The following is a 19659-nucleotide window of genomic DNA, read 5'->3' as shown; positions in this document are numbered from 1 at the left end:
GTGGTGCCGCCACCTGTGATGCCGGCATCAGACGCGGGTGCGTTCCTGCGGCAGCGGCCGGAGATCGACCAGGCCGGTGCCACGGGGGGCCTCTGTGGTGAGTTCGGAGCCCTCGACATCGACGCGGGGCAGAAGTCTGTCGAGCCACTTGGGCAGCCACCATGCCCGGTCACCGAGCAGGGCGAGGACGGCGGGCACCATCGCCATGCGGACGACGAAGGCGTCGAAGAGCACCGCGACGGCGAGTCCGAACCCGATGGTCTTGATCATCGACTCCTGGGCGCTGACGAACCCGGAGAACACCGCGATCATGATGACGGCCGCGGCGACGACGACCCGAGCACTGTGCCGGAAGCCGGTCACGACCGCCTGCGGGGCCCGGTCGCCGTGGACGTACGCCTCCCGCATCCGGGCGACGAGGAACACCTCGTAGTCCATCGCCAGGCCGAAGACGATGCCCACCAGGAAGATCGGCATCAGGCTCATGATCGGCCCGGGCTGTTCCACGCCGAGCAGACTCGCGCCCCAGCCCCACTGGAAGACGGCGACCACGGAGCCGAGGGCGGCCAGCACGCTGAGCAGGAACCCGAAGGCGGCTTTGACGGGGACGAGCACGGAGCGGAAGACCACCAGCAGCAGGACGAGGGCCAGGCCGACGATGACGGCGAGGTAGGGCACGAGCGCGTCCTGGAGGGCCTGGGCGACGTCGATGTCCATGGCGGTACTGCCGGTGACCTTGAAGGTCGCGCCGGTTTCGCGCTCCAGGGCGGGGCGTTCCGCTCGGATGGTGTGGATGAGGTCCTTGGTCTTCTCGTCGTTCGGGCCGGTGGCCGGGACCGCCGAGAACAGGGCCGTGTCGTCGGCCTGGTTGAAACGCGGGGCGGAAACGGACACGACGCCGCGGGTGCTGGTGATCTCCTTGGTGATCCGCGCGACCGCCCCCTTGGGGTCGTGGGCTCCCTTGGCGTCGGCGACGACGGTGAGCGGTCCGTTGAAGCCCGCGCCGAAGCCGTGCGCGAGGTCGTCGTAGGCACGCCGTTCGGTGGACGAAGTCGGCTTGGACTCGGCGCCCGGCATGCCCATCTCCAGGTGCGCGGCGGGCAGGGCGAGGGCGCCGAGGCCCACCACGGACAGCACCAGCACGGTCACGGGGCGGCGCAGGACGAAGCGGGCCCAGCGCGAACCGGCATTGTCCGTCTGCGGCTTCGATCGACCACGCTTGCGCGTGGCACGGGGGAGGACGGCATGGGGCCACATGCCGAGCAGGGCTGGGACCAGGGTGAGGGCGATCAGTACGGCGACAGCGACGGCGCCCGCCGCGCACAGGCCCATCCTCGTGAGCAACGGCACGCCGATCACGGACAGCCCGGCAAGCGCGATGACGACCGTGAGGCCGGCGAAGACGACGGCGGAACCGGCCGTGCCGACAGCCAGACCGGCCGCCTCGCCCGGGTCGTGCCCGTTGGCGCGCTCCTCCCGGTATCGGGAGACCACGAACAGGGCGTAGTCGATACCGACCGCCAGTCCGAGCATCGAGGCGAGCGTCCCCGTCGTCGCGGTCAGGCCGAACGTGCTGCCCAGCACCATGATGCCGGCCATGCTGGTCCCGACACCGATGACGGCCGTCAGCAGGGGCAACCCGGCGGCCGCCAAGGAGCCGAAAGTGATCAGCAGGACCACGGCAGCGAGGGCGATCCCGATGGCCTCGGACGAACCGCCCGCCGCCGCCTGTTCGGCGAGCGCCGTACCGCCGACCTCGACCGTGAGGCCGGAGGCACGGGCCTGGCCGATGGCCTTCTCCAGCGCGGTCTTGTCCGCGTCGGTGAGGTCGGAGGCCCTGACCTTGTAGGTGACGGTGGCGTAGGCGGTGGAGCCGTCCCTGCTGACCGCTTTCGCGGTGAAGGGGTTCACGGCGCCGGAGACCTGGGGCTCGCCGCCGGCCTCCTTGACGAAAGCGTCGATGGCGGCGCGGTTGTCAGCCGCGGTCACCTTCTCGCCGTGCTGGGCGACGAACACGATCCGCGCATTGGCGCCGTTGGCGGAGGCGCCGGGAAAGCGCTCCCCGATCAGGTCGAACGCCTTCTGCGCCTCGATGCCGGGCATGAAGGACGTGCCGCCGTCGGAGGCGGCCGGAGCCTTGACGGCGCCGAAGCCGACGCCGCCCAGGATCACCGCCCACAACAACGCCACGAGCCAGCGCCGCCGGAAGGCGGTACGGCCCAGCCGATAGAGCAAAGAAGCCACGGGAACGGATCTCCAGGTCTGGTCTCGGGTGAGTCACCAGCCTGGCCCGGAGAGTGGTGCCGGGGCATCGTGCCACCGCCCGCACTCTCACCTGGTGCGCCGGCACCAAAGCAGTTCCCTGACCTCATCCTCAAGGATGAGCCCCCGTCTACCACGTCGGTAGGAGGACGGCCTTCGCCGCCTGCGGTGCGTCAGCCGTCCCCTCACCGGGTCAGTCGCCGTCGCCCGGCCGGGTCCAGGCCGCCCGCCGACGGCCGGAGTGCCAGGTGAAGCGCAGGCGGCGTGGGCCCACCATCAGGGGCGAGGGAAGCCGAAGCTGTCGTCGGCTGCGAGGTCGGCCAGCAGCCCCTCGACCCGGGCACGAGCCCGTTCCACCATGGCGATGCCGGCGTTGTTGACCAGGAGATCGAGCCGGTTGTGGCTCCAGCTCTCGGCGAAACCGCGGACCGACTTCAACTCGGCGAGGTCGAGCAGCCGCAGTTCGACGCGGACGCCGGGGACTTCGGTCCGCAGCCGCTCCACGGCATCCTGCCCGCGCCCGCGCTCGCGGCATGCCACGACGATATCGGCGCCGCGGCGGGCGAGTTCGCGAGCGGTGACGTATCCGATGACGCTGTTGGCGCCGGTGACCACGGCCAGTCGCCCCGACTGGTCGAGGACGGAGTCCGACTTTCGGTTCGCTCGCCGTCCTCGCTCCGGGCGCTGCGGCCGAGCTGCTGCTCCTGGTCGTCCGGCCGCCCTGCACGGCAGCGACCGCGTACGCACCGCGACCCGGCAGGTCCCCCGAGACGGAGAGACGCCTGCCGGAAACCCTCACCCGGCTCAAGGAGACCGTCGCCCGCCGGAAAGCCGAGATCGAAGTCCTTCGCCAGCTGGTCACCAGGCTCACCCCCGCCGGCGCCGTACTCACTCTCGCCGGAGTTCAGCGCAGCGTTCGCCGGCCTGGACCAGCGGTCGGAGGACTGGGCGTACCGGAGGGCCAGACGTTCCTGATCAGCCCGGACGGCGACGACGACGTCCTGTTGAGACGTGGGCGGGCCGGCCCCGGAGCAGATGCGCCGGGGCCGGCCCGCCCACGCAATGATCAGCTTGCGACGGGCACCGGGTCGCGGGTTGGTGCGGGCGTCTGCTTCGGATCGGGCTCGGCTGGCACCGCGGAGGGAGCGGGGCTGGGGACGTAGGGGATCTCTCCGCGCAGGACGGCCTTGGCGCGGTCCTCGTCCAGCTCGCCCTCCCAGCGGGCGACGGCCAGGGTGGCGACGCCGTTGCCGACCAGGCTGGTCAGGGCGCGGGCTTCGGACATGAACCGGTCGATGCCGAAGATCAGCGCGAGGGCGGCGACGGGGACGTGCGGGACGGCGCTGAGGGTGGCGGCCAGGGCGATGAAGCCGGAGCCGGTGACGCCTGCGGCGCCCTTGGAGGTGAGCAGCATGACGGCGAGCATGGTCAGCTGCTGGGTGACGCTGAGGTCGATGCCGAGGGCCTGGGCGAGGAAGACCGAGCCCATGGTCAGGTAGATGGCGGTGCCGTCGAGGTTGAAGGAGTACCCGGCGGGCAGCGTGATCCCGACGACCGGTTTCGAGGCGCCCGCGTGCTGGAGCTTGGCCATCATGCGCGGCAGTACGGGCTCGGTGGACGAGGTGCCCAGGACGATCAGCAGCTCTTCCTTGATGTAGCGCAGGAAGGGCAGCAGCCGCAGTCCGTTCAGGCGCATCACGGTCCCGAGGACGACCAGGACGAAGAGGAGGGCGGTCAGCCAGAAGGAGCCGACCAGCAGGCCCAGGTGGCGCAGGGTGCCCAGGCCGTAGTTGCCGATGGTGAAGGCCATGGAGCCGAACGCGCCGATGGGGGCCAGCCGCATGATCCACCGGATGAGCGTGAACAGGACCGTGGAGACCTTCTCGATGCCCCGGGCGATGCCCAGGCCGGCCTCTCCGCTGGCGTGCAGGCCGAAGCCGAACAATACCGACACCAGCAGCACCGGCAGGATCTCGTTGCCGGTCAGGGCGCTGACCAGCGTGGCCGGGACGATGGCGAGGAGAAACTCGGCGAAGCCCTCGTGGGCCGTGGTCGCCTCCGGCGGCAGGCCCTTGGCGGACAGGGTCGAGAGGTCGATGTGCAGACCGCTGCCCGGCTTGACGACGTTGACGACGACCAGGCCGAGCACCATGGCCACGCTGGTCAGCACCTCGAAGTAGACCAGAGCCTTCAGGCTCACGCGGCCGACCGCGCGGGCGTCGCCCATGGAGGCGATGCCGTGGACGACCGTGCAGAAGATGATCGGCGCGATGAACATCTTCACCAGCGCGATGAAGCCGTCGCCGAGGGGCTTGAGGTCAGCGCCGACGGACGGCCACAGCCCGCCCACGGCGGCGCCGAGGAGGACGGCGATCAGGCACTGGACGTAGAGGTGGGACAGCATCCGGCGGATGCGGCCCGGCGGTGCGGTGACGGTACCCGGGGCAGCGTCGTTGCGGCTCATGCGGGGCGTCCTTCCAGGACGGGAACGAGGAGTTCGGCTCGTGCGATACGCCGGGCGGCGCGGTGCAGCAGCACCGTGGGGGACGCGCCGTCCGGTGCGGGGACGGCTTGGGTGGTGACCACGCCGGCGGGGGTGCCCAGGCGCAGCGTGCCGTCGGCGGTCTGCCGGGCGACGCGGTGGGCGAGGGTGCCGGGGGTGGCGGCGGCCGTGGCCAGGGCCACGGCGGAGGTCAGGCCGATCGCCGGGTGCGGGGCGTGCATGGAGACCATGCGCACGGCCAGGTCGTACTCGTCCTGGTTGACGAGCATGCCCTGTGTGGTGCGATAGGGGGCGGGGCGGGCGACGACGCCCACTTTCGGTACCGCGTGGCTGACCGGATCGCCCTCGCGGGCCAGGCCCATGGCCAGCGCTGCCTGGCGGCGCAGCAGGGTCAGCGCGGGCACGGCGGCGGCGAACGCGGTGGGGGTTTCCGTGCCGTCGAGGCCGAACGCCTTGGCCTCGAACAGCGCGGCCGGCGCGCCGGCGTCCACCAGGGATGCCTCGACAGGACCGGCCGGGCCGGTCAGCTCGTCCACTGCCCGCCCGGTCGGCAGAGCGTGGCCGGTCGTCGAGCCCGCCGGGTCCTGAAACCCGAGCAGGACCGGCACGCCCGGCGCCGAGGTACCCGGCACCACGGCCGTGCCCTGCTCCGGGACCACGCCCGCGGGGGTGGGGATCGTGCCGGTGAGGCGGGCCCCGGTGTTGACGTTGAGCATGCGGACAGTGGTGGTGTCCGACGCGATCGGCACGAGATCGTGGTGGACGGCGTACAGGGCCACGGCGGTGGCGCAGTTGCCGCAGTTGCTGGCCCACTCCACGCGCTCGTCGCCGATGCCGACCTGTGCGAAGGCGTACTCGACATCCACACCGGGTCGGTCGGACGCCTGTACGACGGCGGCCTTGGAGGTGGTGGAGGAAGCGCCGCCCACGCCGTCGATCTGACGGGGGTCGGCGGCGTTGAAGGCGGCGAGCAGGAGGGCATCGACGTCCACGCCGGTGGCGGCCACGTCGCGGTGGTCGAAGATCCAGCACTTGCTGGTTCCTCCGCGGATCATCTCGCCCTGCAGACGCAGCACAACTGACTCCTCACAGCCAGGGAAGGGGAAGTCCACCGACGGTCTCGCCGTGCGTGGTGTCCTCCACGGTGGGTTACGGCCACGTGAAGTACAATCTCGGAAATCTGCACGGCTATTAAGCTCAAGTGAACGCTGGAGGCTGCGGCATGCTCGACGTCCGGCGCATCCTGCTGTTCACAGAGGTCGCCCGGCGCGGCTCGGTGACCGCGACGGCCCGCGCCCTCAACTACACACCGTCAGCGGTATCGCAGCAGATCAGCCGCCTGGAAGCGGAGGCAGGCCAGCCCCTGCTGGAACGCCACGCCCGGGGTGTCACCCTCACCGAAGCCGGACGGGCGCTGGCCGGACGGGGGCAGCGGATCGAACGCGAACTGCGGGCCGCGGAAAACGAACTCGCCGACTTCGCCGGCCTGCGCGCGGGCACACTGCGCATCGGCACCTTCCCCACCGTCGGCGCCTCGCTCCTCCCGCAGGCCGTGATCGCCTTCCGGGACGCCCACCCCGACGTACGGCTGACCGTCCGCAGCGCCCGCATCGCCGGACTCTGGACCATGCTGGAGAACCGGGAGATCGAGATGTCGCTGATGTGGGACTACGACTGGAACCGAATCAGCCGGGAGGACATCGTCGTCACCCCACTCCTCGACGATCCGCCGGCCCTTCTCGTCAGCGACCACCATCCACTCGCCGAGCGTGACGCCGCCTCACTCGCCGACTTCAAAGACGACCCCTGGATCACCCGCGCCGACCGTCACCCGGTGGCCGAAGCCCTCGTCCGCGGCTGCCGTGCCGCCGGCTTCGAGCCCCACATCGCCTACGAGGCCCACGACTACCAGGAAGCCCAGGCCATGGTCGCCGCCGGCATCGGCGTCGCCCTCGCCCCCACCCTGGCCCTGGAGGGCATCCGCCCCGGCGTCAGCATCCTGCCCCTCCAGCCGCCGGCCCCTGTCCGCCGCATTCTCCTGGTGCGCATGGCCGACCACTCGCTCACCCCCGCCGCCCAGACCTTCGCCGGACTCCTCCGCGACACCGCCGCGGCCCGAACACCCTGACACCGGCACCGCACCACCGAACACAAGCACCACCCCTCCCGCTTCGACGGAGACGAGCGCCCGGAATCCGTCCCACTTCGGCTCTGCGGCCCACCCGGCAGGCACGTCAGGTCCTGTCCACGGCAACGGTCGGCATGGGCTCGGGCAGGCTCCAGGTCACCGTCGATGCCTTCCCCCGCGGCCGGCCGCCGTTTGGGTGCCTTCGGGCGCGGTTCGACGGGCGAAGGGACTCGCCGAGAGAGCCGCTGCGGACACTGACGTCATGAGCGAGAGCAACGAGAAGGTTCACCACCCCGGTGAGATCGTCCCGCAGTCAGGGATCTACGAATGCGACTGCGGCCAGGGGCACGGGTACAGCACTGACGTGAAGGGGCACCGCTTCCCGCCACTGCACGAGGCCTGCAGCGGCAGTGGCTGGAGGCTGAAGGCCGCCACCGCCCACCCAGGGCCCTGAGCGGCCGGGCCGCTCCAGGCGCATGGTGCGCTCGTGGCGGGGAGGGGCCGTACCGTGCACGCACGCTGCCGCGGGCCGACCCGTGTCCAACACCGGCTGACACAATGAAGTGCTGAGGCACAGCTACAGGCATCCCGGCTCGCCGTTGGCGACGAACCGTGTCAGAGATCGCTCCAGCAGCCCGAGGAACTGCCGCAGGCCATCAGCCACCCGCTCGAACTCGGGTTCGTCCAGCGACGCCGTTCGCGTCCGGTAGATCACTCCGCCAGGGCTGCCAACATAAGACAGGCCGCCGCCGTTCGAGCCGATGACCGCCGCCGGCCTTCTGGTCCGCGCCGACATCCATAGCGCCGAGCTGTTTGAACCGTAGAAGGACATCACCCGCCGGGTCGATGAAGTAGCCGTTGCCGACGTCCGCCCAGGTGACGTCGCCGATGCAGTCGTAAAAGGTGACCAGGTCGGCAGGGACGATGCCGACCTGGGCGAGCGTGCGAGCCGCGGCCTGGTCGGCGTGGTCTGCCAGCCGGACCTCATTGGCTCCCGGGGGAAAGCCGTGCCAGCGCTCGAACTCCGCTGTCATCGCCTTCAGGGTCTCCGACACCCTGCTGGTCCACGAGGCCAGCCAGGCGGGCGAGAGCGAACTGCGAACGGTCACTCATGGGGCGGATCATGGCATGGGCCGCGGACATCTACGGGCGCTCGGCAGTCCTGCGTTGAAGGTCCGCGCAATGCAGGACGCCTACCACGCCGGAGCACCCCGCGTCGGCGGGGAGGACGGCTACACCGGCGGCGGCGTCCACGCCTGGGTCGGGGCCCCGCGTCGGCGGCCCCGCCCAACACCCGGGCGCCTTCGTTCCGTTGTAGGGGCTCCAGCAGGCGGTACATCGAGTGAGGGCTCCGCCATCCGATTTCTCGGCGTCCGACTCCCGTATTCGGGGCGGTGCACCGCCAGTGCCGGTAGTCCGTACGACCTTCGGTGTGGCTTCCCGCCAGGACAGTCCGTGGGAGGAGAAATAGCTCAGCGTCTCCGCCCGGCCTGGTCGCCGCCTCCCGATCGGGCAGTGCCCAGACCGGATTCGTACGCCGCGATGACCGCCTGGGCGGGGTCGCGCACGTCGAGCTTGCCGAAGAGGTTGGTGATGTGGTTCTTCACCGTGGAGTGGCTGATGTCCATGGTCCGGGCGATCGCGGCGTTGTCCAGGCCGGTGGCCATCAGCCACCACACCTCAACCTCCCGGGGTGTGAGCTCCCCCGCCACGACGTCGGGCGGTGGCGGGGCGCCGAGCGGCGTCTGGACGTAGGCCGAGATCAGCCGGGTCAGCAGGCGCGGGGCGACCACCGCCTCCCCGGTGTGGACGGTGCGGATCGCCGCGGCGAGGTCCTCCGGCGAGACGTCCTTGGGCAGGAAACCGTACGCGTCGGCGCGCAGCGCGGCCACCACGTACTCGTCCATGTCGAAGGTGCTCAGCGCCAGGACCCGGCATCCGGGCATGGTGCGGGCCAGCTCCTCGTAGCGCCGACCCCGTGCCGTGGATGCCTGCCAGCCCCCTGGCGAGGAACCGGCAGCGAGCAGGGGCAGAGGCAAGCCGCCGCTCCCGTGATCCACAAGCTGCCCAGCGCCGCATCCATGAGGCAGCCGACACGCTGCGCCTCGAACTCGAGCGACCGGGCGGATACCACCGCCGTCGGGCGATGGGCGTGGCCGAGCGGCTGATGGGCCAGCGCCTGGCGTAGCCCAGGAGAGCGCTCTGGACGCCTGGGGTGAGCTCTACGGCGGCACGTCGGACGTCCTGCACGGCGGCCCTTCCAGCCAGGCCCGCGCTCGCCACCGGCAGGTTCTGCGTCTGGCGCGCGAGGTGTTCGTGCCGCTTGCCGGGCGCGCGGCGGACGTTTTGATGATGACCGGCCACGCACGCCGCACCGGTAACGGCCACCGGCCCGGAGGCCATTGGTGCGTTGCTGCGCCTGGCCGCCCGTCCCGGCATCGGCCTGCACCCTGAGGTGCGCACCGTGGTCTCCGCCCTGACCCGCGAGGGGCGCGAGCCCGGCCTGGCGGACGGCTGGTTGCTGCGGCTGGCTGCCGACTGGGCCGGTGACATCCCGCTGACGGAGCGGGATGAGGACTGGATCCGCACGGTGGAGATGCTGCTGGCCTCCTTCGCACGCGCTGAGCAAGAGCCCGCAGCCCGGCTATCCGTCGGCCCGCTCCCCGCCCCTATGAGGCCGCCCAACTGCTCGTCGCTATGCGGCGGGCCTGGTCGCCCGTGTTATCCGCAGCGGTCGATCGGTCGATGGATGTGATCCAGGCGGCGGCCATCGCCACAGAACGCGGTCCCGCCGCGGCGGCTGACGCGCTGGCCGCAGCGCCCGACGCGGGAGACTGGCACTACCTGATGGTGCTGCGCGCCCTGATCGAAAGTGATCCGGCTGCCCTGGACCACAGGACCGGCCGAGATCACCGCACGCCTTGCTCACGGCGAAGGCGTTGCGGGGGGTAGGCGGGCAGTGCGTGGCAGAGGGCCGGGTCCGCTTCCCAGCCGGGGTCGGTGAGTTGGTCGGTGGTGATATCGAGTGGCTGCCGTGGTCGGTGCGGCCGAGGACGCGGAACGAGCGAGGCATCGACACCGGCGATACCGTCAATGAGCCGTCGTCGGGGCCGCCGGAGCCAGCAGCGTCTTCCGGCTTGGGAGCATGAACCTGCCCCGCGTCTCCTCGACCAACCAGTCCACTCCACCAGCCGTATTGGCCAAGGCCGCCGTTCTTCGACACGGGAGGCAAAGGCGCCTTCTCGTAGCCGGCCTCGCCCGGCCAGGACGGGACTGCCTCGGCTCGGCTACTTCGCGGCGGCCTGTACGTGCTTGCGGATGTGCTCCGCCCAGGTCTCCGGGGAGTCGACAGGGCTGAAGTGCCCGGTGTTCTTCATGAAGTGGAGGTCGTAGTCGCTGTAGTAGTCGTCGAGCGTGTCGCTCCATTCCGTGGGGAAGAGCGCGTCGCTGTCGGGCCACAGGATGGTGAGGTTCTTCGAGAACCGGTCCTCCGGCGCTGGTTTGCTCTCGTTGGCGTAGAAGGTGATGGGATTGCCCTCGGGGTAGCGGAACCACATGGCGCTGGCGACGAATTCGCCCGGCTTCGAGTGATTGTCTGTGAGGTGGTCGAGGAGTACGTCGACCGCGGGGGAGCCGGGGGGCGACCAGCTCTCCAGGTTCTCTCGCAAAGCTGCGCGCACGGCTTCCGGCTTTCCGTCGATCAGGTCCTCGACCAGCCTGGTCTTGTACAGAATGGCGTGCAGGAAGGCGTTGACGGCCTTCTCCTCCAGGATGCGCCGCCCGACACCCAGAGTCGGCGGAGCGATGACCAGAGAGTGCGCAAGGTCCGGGCGTTTCATCGCGATGGTCTGAACGGTGAAGCTTCCCACGTCGTAGCCGCACAGTACGGCGTTGCTGATGCCCAAGTCGTCGATGAGCGCGATGATGGCGTCGACCTGGCCGGTGAGCGAGTAGGCATTGCCGACATTCTCCAAGTGCTTGTCGGACTTGCCGTACCCGTGCAGGTCGGGGGTCAGGACGTCGACGTCGTCGCCCAGAAGCGGAACCACGCGCGAGAACTCCATGTGGTCACCTGGGTTGCCATGGACGAGGACGACAGGCGTGCCGCTTCCGGAGCGTTCGTAGTAGTTCCGGAAACCCTGTATGGGCTGGGAGAAAGGCATGAGAATCGCCTCCAGGTGCGAGTGTAAGGATGCTTCGGAGCGTCGATTGGGGGTGATGGAGGGGGCGGGCGATGAAGCCACCCGTCTCGCGACGTCGTGCGGCTGGAGGCGACGCGGAGGCCGTCGCCTCTGCACGCCGTTCTTCATAGCCCGGGCGGCATGGCTTCCGTGGCGGCATCGCTGACGAGGTTGCGTGGGCCCTCAGCTCAGCGCGGGATCTCTTCGTAGTGGTGCTCGTCGTAGTCCGACTTCAGATAGCCGTTGACGATGTCGTTGAAGTGGATCCAGTGCGGCGTCTTGCCGTGCGCGGTCAGATGATCCTGCGACTCCCAGTGCTCGATCAGGGCGTAGCTGTACGGATCGTGGTCGTTGCGCCACAGCTGGTACAGGTGGCATCCGTCTTCCTTGTTGGACTCCACCACCATGTTGTTCAGCAGTTTCAGGAATTCCGCCTCATGCTGCTGAGCCACGTCGAAGAAGACATTCAGGATGATGATTTCGTCCTCCTGTCGTAAGGCGTCACACGCCATCCTGCGACGTACTACCTCGTCACGCATCTGGGGGCACGTCTGGCTCTCGGAGAGATCCGGGGGGCGGCACCGCATCAGGCATTCTCAATGCCGATGCCAAGCCGCAGCGGGACTGACCGGCGTTAGCTGGTTCAACGCTCACCACGATGGCTCGTCTCCGAAGGTGAACCGCCAGGCCCTTCATCTCGACGAGCAGCACAGGAACGAGGCTCGGCACGTCTCCGGACAGGCGAGGCCTCGCGGGCCCATGCGCTCTCAGGAGGGCTTGGGAAGGGTCCCGGGCGTTCCAGGGCCGCTCTCTTGCTCGCACCACCCATTGGGGCAGTCATCGCACCATTCTTCGGCACCACGACGAAGCACGCCACGGTCGAAGGACTGACCGACATCGCAGGTAGGCGTGCCTCCGCAGGCGCTGCACCGGCCTGTGACCCGTACTCCTCAAGTGAGCACAAAAGGCTCCTCGGCGTCACGACTCAGTGCTGACGGGATCCTCCCTGTGAAGTCGGCTTTCGTCGATCAGGTCTGCAATCGGTGAGCAGCTCTATGGGGCAGTCGTCGCTGGTGGTGTGAGTTTGTAGTGCCGCCGGTCTCGAAGAAGCGCCCGCAGTATGTGGCCTCGTCGCCTGGCCAGCGCCAGGACCGCCTGGGAGCGCCTCTGCGCCCGGCTCGCTTGCGGTGGTAGTACGGAGGACATGGCTGAGCAGCAGGTGATGCTGCCTATGGCGGTGAGGAACAGGGCCCGTCGCGGACACCGGTCGTATCGCTTCGGACGGTAACGGTCGCTGCTGGCCTTGCCCGGGGAGCACCGGTGCCAGGCATGCGTAGGTCGCCACGTGATCGGGGCTGCCGAAGTGAGTCAGTTCTGCACCCGATCCGCCGTCCGTACGGCGACACCACACCATGCCCAGCAGCGAATCCGGCGGGGCCCGCTCGTCGCCGGCGCAGCTGCGCATCCCGGGAGGCGATCACACCTCAGTCGTGGTAGTCATGCAAGGGGAACGGAGGATGAACATCATGGAATTCAGGCGACTGGGCCGGTCCGGCCTGCGGGTGTCGGCGCTGGCCATGGGCACCATGACCTTCGGCGGCGGCGAAGTCTTCGGAAACGTCGGACAGACCGACCTGGCAGGTGCCCGGCGCCAGATCGACATGTGTCTCGACGCCGGCGTCAACCTCATCGACACCGCCAACATGTACTCGGCAGGTGTGGCGGAGGAGATCCTCGGCCAGGCGATCGCGGGACGCCGCGACCAGCTGCTGATCTCCTCGAAGGTGCGTATGGCGATGGGTTCCGGCCCCAACGACGAGGGACTGTCGCGCCATCACATCCTGAACCAGATCGAGGCCAGCCTGCGCCGTCTGAACACCGATCACCTGGACATCTACCACGTCCACGAGTGGGACGGGCTGACACCCCTCGAGGAGACCATGGAAACCCTCGACTCCCTGGTGCGGTCCGGCAAGATCCGCTACCTGGGTGTCTCCAACTACTCGGGCTGGCAGCTGATGAAGGCGCTCTGCGTGGCCGACGCGCACGGCTACGAGCGCTTCGTCAGCAACCAGATCTACTACTCGCTGGAATCACGTGACGCCGAGTACGAGCTGGTGCCGCTCTCGCTGGACCAGGGCCTGGGCATCATGGTGTGGAGCCCGCTCGCCGGCGGTCTGCTTTCGGGCAAGTACCGTCGCGGGCGGCAGGCAAGCGACGGCCGCCACCTCACGGAGTGGTCAGAACCCCCCGTGCGTGACGAGGACAAGCTCTACGACACCATCGAGACCGTCGTCGACATCGCCTCCGCCCACGGTGCCTCGCCCGCCCAGGTCTCCCTGGCCTATCTGCTCGCCAAACCGGGCGTGACCTCGGTGATCATCGGCGCCCGCAAGGACGAACAACTGGCCGACAATCTCGACGCCGTCAACGTGCACTTGAGCAGTGAGGACATCGACCGGCTCGACAAGGTCAGCGCACCGGACCTGATCTATCCGCACTGGCACCAGGCGAATGCGGTCTCCGGCCGCTTCAGCGAGCCGGACCTTGCGCTGCATCGCCCAGCCAGGTGACGGGCAAGGCGCGCCCTGGGCTTCTCGATGGCCTCCATGAGGGACGGTGACGTCACCGTGGACCGTGCCGGATGAACTGTGGGACCGCCTGGAGCCGTTGCTCCCGCAGCGCTAGCGACGCTTCCGAACATCCCGCCGCAAGCCGCTGCCAGACCGGGAGTTGCTCCGCGGGATCCTGTACGTGCTGCACACCGGAATCCAGTGAGAGCATCTGCCTCAAGAGCTCGGCTTCGGCTCCGGCATGACGTGCTGGCGCAGGTTGCGGGACTGGAACGCGGCTCGTGTCTGGCAACGCTCGCATGAGGTCCTACTGGCCGAGCTCAACGCGGCCTCCCGGCTGGACTGGTCCCGCTGCGTCGTCGACTCCCCACACGTCAGGGAACTGATAAGGGGAGCCGGACGGGCCCGTCGCCGGTCGATCGTGGGCGGGCCGGCTCGAAGTACTGCCTCACCACCGACGGACACGGCACTCCGCTCGCCGTCCTGCTGACCGGCGGCAAGCGCAACGACGGGATCCAGCTCCTTCCCCTGCCCGACGCGGTCCCGCCCGTCCGTGACCGCGTCGGACGGCCGCGCCGCAAGGGGCTCCTCGGAAGCCGACTTCGCTGCCGCGCTGCCAGTGCTCTCCGAGGTCGGGGTGACCATTGTGCACGTCGGCCGCGTCGGCTCGGGTCAGACCGTCAAGGCAGCCAATCAGCTGATCGTCGCCGGCACCATCCAACTGGTAGCGGAAGCGGGGAGAAGGCTCTTGAAGTAATCGGCGGCGGCTTGGCAGGCAGTGCGGTGCTGCGCAGCAAGGGCCCTTCCCTGCGCGCCAGGGACTTCACCCCGGGTTTCCGGGTGAGTCTGCACCACAAGGATCTCGGCATCTTCAACGATGCGGCGCGCAAGGCAGGCGTATGTGCCCCTTTGACTGCTAATGTCTCGTACCTTGTGGGAGCGCTGAAAGCGCAGGGCTGCGGACATCTGGATCGTAGTGCTCTGCTGCTGCTCGTTGAGCAGCTCTCCGGAATCGGCGCGCGCGGGGTCGGCACAGAAACGACAATGGTGGTGAACTCATGATGAAAGGCCCTGTAAGCGGTGGCACGCAGACGGCGTCCGTGTCCGCCTTGTTGTTCGACGTTTTCGGTACTGTCGTCGACCTGCATGGATCGCTGAACTCTGCGACGCGCTCAGTACTGTCCGCGAACGGGACGGACCCGGAACAGGCACAGCCGTTGGTGGAAACGTGGCTCACGATTCTCAACGACTCGATGACGGAAGTTCGTTCGAAACGGGCCGTGTGGAAGTCCCACGACGAGCTGACGCGGGACGCATTGCACAACGCCGTAACAGCGCTGGGCATGGGAAGCCTGCCCCGGCAGGCCCTGCGGGACCTCGCCTCGGCCACCCACCGGCTGCGGCCCTGGCCCGATTCACCGCGCTGGCTGGGCACACTGGCTGACTCCTTCACGGTAGTGGCACTGTCCAATGCGAGCTTCGCCGGTCTGACTCGTCTGTCTGCTGCTGGTGGTCTCAGATGGCACTGCGTCCTGTCGTCGGAGGCCGTGAGGACGTACAAACCCGATCCCGCGGTCTACCGCCTCGCGCTGGACATCCTCGGACTCAAGCCGAGTACGACGATGATGGTTGCCGCGCACGAGTGGGACCTTCGCGCAGCAGCCGAACACGGCGTCGCGACGGCCTTCCTGTCGCGCCCGGGTGAAGCGCAGGCGAGCTCACCGGGCGCCTTCGACGTGCAGGCTCGAGACTTGTCAGATCTGGCTGACCAGCTCGCGGGGTAACGCACTCCATGACCGCGGACACTCGATCTCCGTGCCGGGCAGTGCGGGTCTCGCGGCACAGAACGAGATGTCCGGCCACGCGTTGCGTACGCAGGCGGCTTCGCCCGCCGAGGGGGGCAGGGCCCGGAGGACGTGCACTCGTCGGCGGGCCAGGGTGGGCCGCTCGGATGCGGCGGGAGCCTGCGACGTCTTGCGCTCGCAGCGGCGACGCGAAGTGCCGCGGTGGCGGATGGTGATCAGCGTAGAAGTGCACGCGGCGCCTGGAAGCCCATGCCGGTAGCGCCGGAGACCGTACGGGTTGCCTCACCCGCTACGCGTGGTTGCGCCATCGCCGGTACATGACATAGCGTCCACATATGGACGATCCTGATGGTTTTGATGCATTTCATCCTGATCTATCCGGATCCGGGATGCCGACGCGGCCGGCCATTCGCCACGTCAGGGCCGGCGACCTCGACGGCAGTACCGCGCAGAGCGGCGGAGGCATGAGGAGATTCGCGGCGATCAGCGGCGAACTGGCAGGTTCTCGCCGGATCTGGATGGGGGAGACCCGTGTTGCCCCAGGGACTTCCTCCAGCGATCACCATCATGGTGAGTCGGAGACGGCGATCTACGTTGTCAGCGGACACCCTGAATTCGTCTACGCAGAGGAGTCCGAGGGCGGGCCGTGCGAGAAGAGGGTGAAGGCAGGCCCGGGGGACTACGTCTACGTGCCACCATACGTCGCGCATCGGGAGGAGAACCCCGATCCGGACGATGAAGCCGTCGTGGTGATCGCGCGCAGCACCCAGGAGCCGGTCGTGGTGAACCTGCAGTCCCTGTTCGCAGAATGACAGTGGTCCGACATGTAAGCCCCGGACAATCGGTTGCAGGCGGCCTGCTGAGCCGACCACCTCATCGTCATGAAGGTAGGGCGGCCTCGCGGTCCGGACTGGGTAGTCGCCTTCCATCACCGCCTGGCCGGCCCAGACTCCGTTGGCGGCCCATCACGAAAGATCGAGGCTAGGCGATCAACCGCTCATGTCGGGCTTCCGCGTTCTTGTCCAGAGACCGGATACGGAGATCTCGATCGTGGACGAGTTGTTCGCGGACTGCACCGGCCAGAACCTGACCAAGGCGGTCTGCACCAGGTGCCCGGTGCGCACCGAATGCCTGGCCGACCGTGTCGAGTGGGGCGTGTGGGGCGGCCTGACCGAGCTCGAGCACCGGGCCCTGCTGCGCCGCAGACCCAAGGTCACCTCCTGGAAGACGGTCCTGGTCGACGGGCCTGCTTTTCTGTTGCCGCCGGGGACGGGGCTGAGCCTGATTGCCGTTCCGGCCCTTCCAGTCGCTGAACGACAGCACAGCTCAAGCCCGGTCCTCCCAGGAAGCAAGGGGCTGAAGGGGCTGTGTTCTTCGAAAGGTGTGGTCATGCCGTCGGACGGTTCCGGCTCCAGACCGTGTCTGGCAATTGGTGGACCCGAGGTGGGTTGCCGTGTTCGGCATGGGAGCGCACGATCCGCAACGCCGTGAGCGCCTGGACGCGGGAACTCACCCGGCCTCGCTACATCTGCTCCGCCCGCGGATCGAGCACGATCTCAGCTTCCGCGGCCCCATCGTCCGCGCTCCGCATCACTGCGCGGTGATCCGCACCGACTGACCGCGGGGATTCGTCGGTCACCGCACGCGAACGCGACAGGTCATCAGTTTCCATCGCGTAGACAGCAAGCCTCCGCCAACTCGTAGTTGAGGGCCCAAGGGCTGGTGTGTGCACCTGGCGGCGTAGTCGCGCGGGTCGTTCGGCGGCAGCCTGTGGAGTAGATCGTCTGCCGGGTCGGTCGGCTATGGACCGGGCTTTGCGGGTTCGTAGGTGATCAGGTCTCCCGGTTGGCACACCCAGGTCTCCGGCGCGGAGGGGGTGAGGCCGGGCCGGTGGGGGAGTCATCAGTCATGCTGCGCTCATTCCCGGCCCGGCGGCGCACCGACCTTAGTCGGTCGCTTTCTGCCGGCGGTGCAGGCACCAGGTGCGCCTACGAGGAGGTTCCCGTGAACCAGGCTCGGGTGCTGCGCATGCCGAGAAGGACCAGCACGGCCGCGGCCAGGAGCACGCCGATCACGGCTCCCGGCGCTCCTTGCGCGACGTTGACCGCCTGCACGAGCAAGTAGAGCCCGGTGGTCACCGTCAAGGTGATGCGCAGGACGCCGCGCCCGGGCCGGAGGAAGAAGACGTGCGCGGCGCTGGCCAGGGCGGGCAGGAGCGTCAGGATCCGGTACCAGACGGGGCCCGGGAGGTAGCCGACCGCGAGGCCCGTCACGGCTATGACGACGATGACGCACAGCACGCAGAGCAGGGCGCGCAGCGCGGTGACCGTGCCCGGGCGCTTGCTGTGCGGCTTCTGCGGGGCGGTGGGGCCGGACTCCACGGCGGCGGCCGCGATCGTGCGCGGATCGCCGAGCTCGGCCAGGATCGCCTCCTCCTGCCCCGGGCGTTCGAAGAGGGCGACCTCGATGTGCTCGGCGAGGTCGGCGAGCAGCTCCTGCCGCCGGTCGGCCGGAAGCGCCGACGCCTCGCGCTCGACAGCGGCAAGGAAGGACTGTACTGAGTGGGAGGTGCTGAGGCTCATGGTGAACTCTGCTCCGGTTCGATCGGGGACGGCGGTTGGGGAGCGAGGAAGTCATCGACTGCGTCGCGGAAAGCGGGCCAGATCCTGGCGAAATCCGAGAGGGCGGCCAGCCCGGCGTCGGTCAGCCGGTAGTAACGGCGGGGCGGCCCGGACGCCGATTCCTGCCACGTGGTGGTGACCAGATCGGCGCGTCGGAGCCGGGACAGCAGCGGGTAGATGGTCCCCTGGCTGGCGGCGAGGGCTCCGCTCGCCTCCAGGGACTGCACCAGTTCGACGCCGTAGCGGGGCTCGTCCCGCATCAGGGCCAGTACGCAGTACTCCAGCACGCCCTTGCGGAGCTGGCTTTCCACCTTGCCGAGGTACGAATCACCGCCACTGCCCTGTTCCATGCAACGCATGATAGCCGGTATCTGGTTGAACAAGGTACCTGGCGTGCGAACCGGATGGGTCTCGCGCTGGTGCCTGCGGCCGAGTTCGCCGACCCCGGTGCCGCCCACCAGAGCCGCCGCCGCCCCGCCCACCAGAGCCGCCGCCGCCCCGCCTGCCTGGTCGTCGGCGCATCGCCGTACCCTCGGACGGCGGCGCCCTCGTCTGCGCGCCGGGCAGTGGCGGCTCGCGAACCGGAACCGCCGTGCATCTGGTGACCGAAAGAGCGTCAAGGACCGCGTGACCATCGCGGAGGCGGCGGACGACCTCGGCTACGACCTCACGGCCGCAGGGCCTGTCTGCGACGCTGCTGGCTATGCTTCCGCCCGGCTCGGACCTGTTCCGCGTGGCCGCGGCGACCAGGACAGCGACGGCCACGGGTGTGTCCGCGTGCGATGTCGAGGGGCACACCTCGGTACGGCTGCGGGAGGGCTCGCGAACCCCGTGGACCTTCCCGCCTCGCGGAACCGTTCACTTCAGAGGGGCCTCTCCGGCTCCACGGCAGAAGTAGCCGCGCTGTACGACCACTTCAGTCGACCCGCTCGGTCCGCTCCTCGAATTGCCGCCCCGGCTCCGCTTCCCGAAGGACGTCTTGCTCCTTGCGGACGGCACCCTGGCACCCACCCAAGACCGCGCGGCGGCCGAGCAGGCCAAGGACCATCGGCACTCCACCGATCACCAGGCCGTCATCGACGCCGGCACCCTTCGTTCCGCCCTGGGTCGGGCAGGACGCGCTGGCGGGTTTGCGCCCGGCGGTGTGTCGTGCCGGCCGAAGGCGGGCTGGTCGAGGAGACGGAGGAGACCTACGCCGGCGGCGTCACGGCCACCTCACGGCCTCGGCGTCGGGTGAGTGCGTTGCGAAGGTAGGCGGGCAGTGCCTGGCAGAGGGCCGGGTCCGCTTCCCAGCCGGGGTCGGTGAGTTGGTCGGCCGTGATGACGACGTGGTTGCCGTGGTCGGTGCGGACGAGAACGCGGAACGTTTCGCCCCGGCTGTCCCGGCCGGCGAGGTAGGCGGCCAGGACGGCCCGGCCCAGCTCAGCGGGATCCGCGCTGGTCGTCGTTCGGCCGAGGTCTTTGCAGATCCACACGCCGCTGAACCGCTCGTGCATCAGGATCTCCCACCGCACGCAAGCGGGCATGTCGTCACGTAACACAACAGCGATCATGCCCCCATCAGCCGGCCTCCCATACTGCTACCT

Annotated in this window: 18 protein-coding genes and 3 pseudogenes; 10 read left to right on the top strand and 11 right to left on the bottom strand. The window is 69.0% G+C overall.

Translation table 11 applies throughout. From position 1 onward, the window contains the following. Nucleotides 1-27 precede the first annotated feature (27 nt). From ACZ5DC_RS32040 to ACZ5DC_RS32025, 4 genes and pseudogenes are all read right to left on the bottom strand, one after another. Complete coding sequence (locus ACZ5DC_RS32040; RefSeq protein ID WP_468658489.1) at nucleotides 28-2244, bottom strand: MMPL family transporter; 2217 nt, start codon at nucleotides 2242-2244, stop codon at nucleotides 28-30. 360 nt (nucleotides 2245-2604) lie between these two features. After that, nucleotides 2605-2883: pseudogene (locus ACZ5DC_RS32035) on the bottom strand (SDR family NAD(P)-dependent oxidoreductase); the annotation flags it as partial. Between the two features lie 445 nt (nucleotides 2884-3328). Further along, nucleotides 3329-4726, bottom strand: coding sequence for a C4-dicarboxylate transporter DctA (gene dctA, locus ACZ5DC_RS32030; protein ID WP_468658487.1), 1398 nt, complete (start codon nucleotides 4724-4726; stop codon nucleotides 3329-3331). Further along, complete coding sequence (locus tag ACZ5DC_RS32025) at nucleotides 4723-5841, bottom strand: PrpF domain-containing protein (protein ID WP_468658485.1); 1119 nt, start codon at nucleotides 5839-5841, stop codon at nucleotides 4723-4725. The genes dctA and ACZ5DC_RS32025 overlap by 4 nt, the downstream gene beginning before the upstream one ends. Nucleotides 5842-5987: 146 nt before the next feature. Here ACZ5DC_RS32025 and ACZ5DC_RS32020 point away from each other — a divergent pair, with 146 nt between their 5' ends. Continuing rightward, nucleotides 5988-6893: a LysR family transcriptional regulator gene (locus tag ACZ5DC_RS32020; protein ID WP_468658681.1), complete on the top strand. Its 906-nt coding sequence runs from the start codon at nucleotides 5988-5990 to the stop codon at nucleotides 6891-6893. Between the two features lie 262 nt (nucleotides 6894-7155). Further along, nucleotides 7156-7347: a hypothetical protein gene (locus ACZ5DC_RS32015; RefSeq protein ID WP_468658483.1), complete on the top strand. Its 192-nt coding sequence runs from the start codon at nucleotides 7156-7158 to the stop codon at nucleotides 7345-7347. Between the two features lie 202 nt (nucleotides 7348-7549). On the opposite strand, the gene ACZ5DC_RS32010 is transcribed toward ACZ5DC_RS32015, so the two are convergent. Then, on the bottom strand, nucleotides 7550-7948 hold the full coding sequence (locus ACZ5DC_RS32010) for a hypothetical protein (protein WP_468658481.1): 399 nt from the start codon (nucleotides 7946-7948) through the stop codon (nucleotides 7550-7552). Nucleotides 7949-8365: 417 nt separating this feature from the next. Further along, on the bottom strand, nucleotides 8366-8932 hold the full coding sequence (locus tag ACZ5DC_RS32005; protein ID WP_468658479.1) for a LuxR C-terminal-related transcriptional regulator: 567 nt from the start codon (nucleotides 8930-8932) through the stop codon (nucleotides 8366-8368). A 371-nt stretch (nucleotides 8933-9303) separates the two neighbouring features. On the opposite strand from ACZ5DC_RS32005, the gene ACZ5DC_RS32000 reads away from it, so the two are divergent. Next, complete coding sequence (locus tag ACZ5DC_RS32000) at nucleotides 9304-9648, top strand: hypothetical protein (protein ID WP_468658477.1); 345 nt, start codon at nucleotides 9304-9306, stop codon at nucleotides 9646-9648. 532 nt (nucleotides 9649-10180) lie between these two features. Here ACZ5DC_RS32000 and ACZ5DC_RS31995 read toward each other — a convergent pair. After that, the gene (locus tag ACZ5DC_RS31995) at nucleotides 10181-11056 is read right to left on the bottom strand and encodes an alpha/beta fold hydrolase (RefSeq protein ID WP_468658474.1); all 876 of its coding nucleotides are present in this window, start codon (nucleotides 11054-11056) and stop codon (nucleotides 10181-10183) included. Between the two features lie 206 nt (nucleotides 11057-11262). Continuing rightward, nucleotides 11263-11586, bottom strand: a complete 324-nt coding sequence (locus ACZ5DC_RS31990) for a putative quinol monooxygenase (protein WP_468658679.1) — start codon at nucleotides 11584-11586, stop codon at nucleotides 11263-11265. Between the two features lie 1005 nt (nucleotides 11587-12591). Between ACZ5DC_RS31990 and ACZ5DC_RS31985 the strand changes: the two genes are divergently transcribed. The 7 genes and pseudogenes from ACZ5DC_RS31985 to ACZ5DC_RS31955 form a co-directional block, all read left to right on the top strand. Next, a complete protein-coding gene (locus ACZ5DC_RS31985; RefSeq protein WP_468658472.1) occupies nucleotides 12592-13647 on the top strand; it encodes an aldo/keto reductase in 1056 nt (351 codons plus the stop codon). 46 nt (nucleotides 13648-13693) lie between these two features. Next, nucleotides 13694-14229: pseudogene (locus ACZ5DC_RS31980) on the top strand (IS5 family transposase); the annotation flags it as partial. Then, nucleotides 14201-14404 (top strand): hypothetical protein, encoded by a 204-nt coding sequence (locus ACZ5DC_RS31975; protein WP_468658694.1) that lies wholly within the window; start codon nucleotides 14201-14203, stop codon nucleotides 14402-14404. The pseudogene ACZ5DC_RS31980 and the gene ACZ5DC_RS31975, both read left to right, overlap by 29 nt. A gap of 26 nt (nucleotides 14405-14430) precedes the next feature. Further along, nucleotides 14431-14709 carry an NAD-binding protein gene (locus tag ACZ5DC_RS31970; protein ID WP_468658677.1) on the top strand — a complete coding sequence of 93 codons (279 nt, stop codon included), beginning with the start codon at nucleotides 14431-14433 and terminating at the stop codon, nucleotides 14707-14709. 38 nt (nucleotides 14710-14747) lie between these two features. Then, nucleotides 14748-15431, top strand: coding sequence for a haloacid dehalogenase type II (locus ACZ5DC_RS31965; RefSeq protein ID WP_468658470.1), 684 nt, complete (start codon nucleotides 14748-14750; stop codon nucleotides 15429-15431). Between the two features lie 356 nt (nucleotides 15432-15787). Beyond that, the gene (locus ACZ5DC_RS31960; protein WP_468658468.1) at nucleotides 15788-16264 is read left to right on the top strand and encodes a cupin domain-containing protein; all 477 of its coding nucleotides are present in this window, start codon (nucleotides 15788-15790) and stop codon (nucleotides 16262-16264) included. Between the two features lie 187 nt (nucleotides 16265-16451). Continuing rightward, a pseudogene (locus tag ACZ5DC_RS31955) lies at nucleotides 16452-16688 on the top strand (WhiB family transcriptional regulator); the annotation flags it as partial. Nucleotides 16689-17440: 752 nt separating this feature from the next. Here the strand turns inward: ACZ5DC_RS31955 and ACZ5DC_RS31950 are convergent. The 3 genes from ACZ5DC_RS31950 to ACZ5DC_RS31940 all read right to left on the bottom strand — a co-directional run bounded on the left by ACZ5DC_RS31950 (nucleotide 17441) and on the right by ACZ5DC_RS31940 (nucleotide 19626). Then, nucleotides 17441-18034, bottom strand: a complete 594-nt coding sequence (locus tag ACZ5DC_RS31950) for a DUF1700 domain-containing protein (protein ID WP_468658466.1) — start codon at nucleotides 18032-18034, stop codon at nucleotides 17441-17443. Continuing rightward, nucleotides 18031-18423: a PadR family transcriptional regulator gene (locus ACZ5DC_RS31945; RefSeq protein ID WP_468658464.1), complete on the bottom strand. Its 393-nt coding sequence runs from the start codon at nucleotides 18421-18423 to the stop codon at nucleotides 18031-18033. Before ACZ5DC_RS31945 ends, ACZ5DC_RS31950 begins: the two co-directional genes overlap by 4 nt. 840 nt (nucleotides 18424-19263) lie before the next feature. Next, nucleotides 19264-19626: a hypothetical protein gene (locus ACZ5DC_RS31940; protein WP_468658462.1), complete on the bottom strand. Its 363-nt coding sequence runs from the start codon at nucleotides 19624-19626 to the stop codon at nucleotides 19264-19266. Between the last annotated feature and the right edge of the window lie 33 nt (nucleotides 19627-19659).

The sequence above is a fragment of the Streptomyces sp. NPDC031445 genome (genome assembly GCF_055581365.1).
Note: the sequence above shows the minus strand (reverse complement) of the source record. Positions and strands in the feature narration are given on the sequence as shown.

Excerpts from the sequence above, each read along its gene's own strand:
- dctA (WP_468658487.1), bottom strand. The coding sequence starts at position 4,726 with ATGAGCCGCAACGACGCTGCCCCGGGTACCGTCACCGCACCGCCGGGC.
- ACZ5DC_RS32020 (WP_468658681.1), top strand. The coding sequence starts at position 5,988 with ATGCTCGACGTCCGGCGCATCCTGCTGTTCACAGAGGTCGCCCGGCGC.
- ACZ5DC_RS32015 (WP_468658483.1), top strand. The coding sequence starts at position 7,156 with ATGAGCGAGAGCAACGAGAAGGTTCACCACCCCGGTGAGATCGTCCCG.
- ACZ5DC_RS31995 (WP_468658474.1), bottom strand. The coding sequence starts at position 11,056 with ATGCCTTTCTCCCAGCCCATACAGGGTTTCCGGAACTACTACGAACGC.
- ACZ5DC_RS31990 (WP_468658679.1), bottom strand. The coding sequence starts at position 11,586 with ATGGCGTGTGACGCCTTACGACAGGAGGACGAAATCATCATCCTGAAT.
- ACZ5DC_RS31985 (WP_468658472.1), top strand. The coding sequence starts at position 12,592 with ATGAACATCATGGAATTCAGGCGACTGGGCCGGTCCGGCCTGCGGGTG.
- ACZ5DC_RS31960 (WP_468658468.1), top strand. The coding sequence starts at position 15,788 with ATGGACGATCCTGATGGTTTTGATGCATTTCATCCTGATCTATCCGGA.
- ACZ5DC_RS31950 (WP_468658466.1), bottom strand. The coding sequence starts at position 18,034 with ATGAGCCTCAGCACCTCCCACTCAGTACAGTCCTTCCTTGCCGCTGTC.
- ACZ5DC_RS31945 (WP_468658464.1), bottom strand. The coding sequence starts at position 18,423 with ATGGAACAGGGCAGTGGCGGTGATTCGTACCTCGGCAAGGTGGAAAGC.
- ACZ5DC_RS31940 (WP_468658462.1), bottom strand. The coding sequence starts at position 19,626 with ATGATCGCTGTTGTGTTACGTGACGACATGCCCGCTTGCGTGCGGTGG.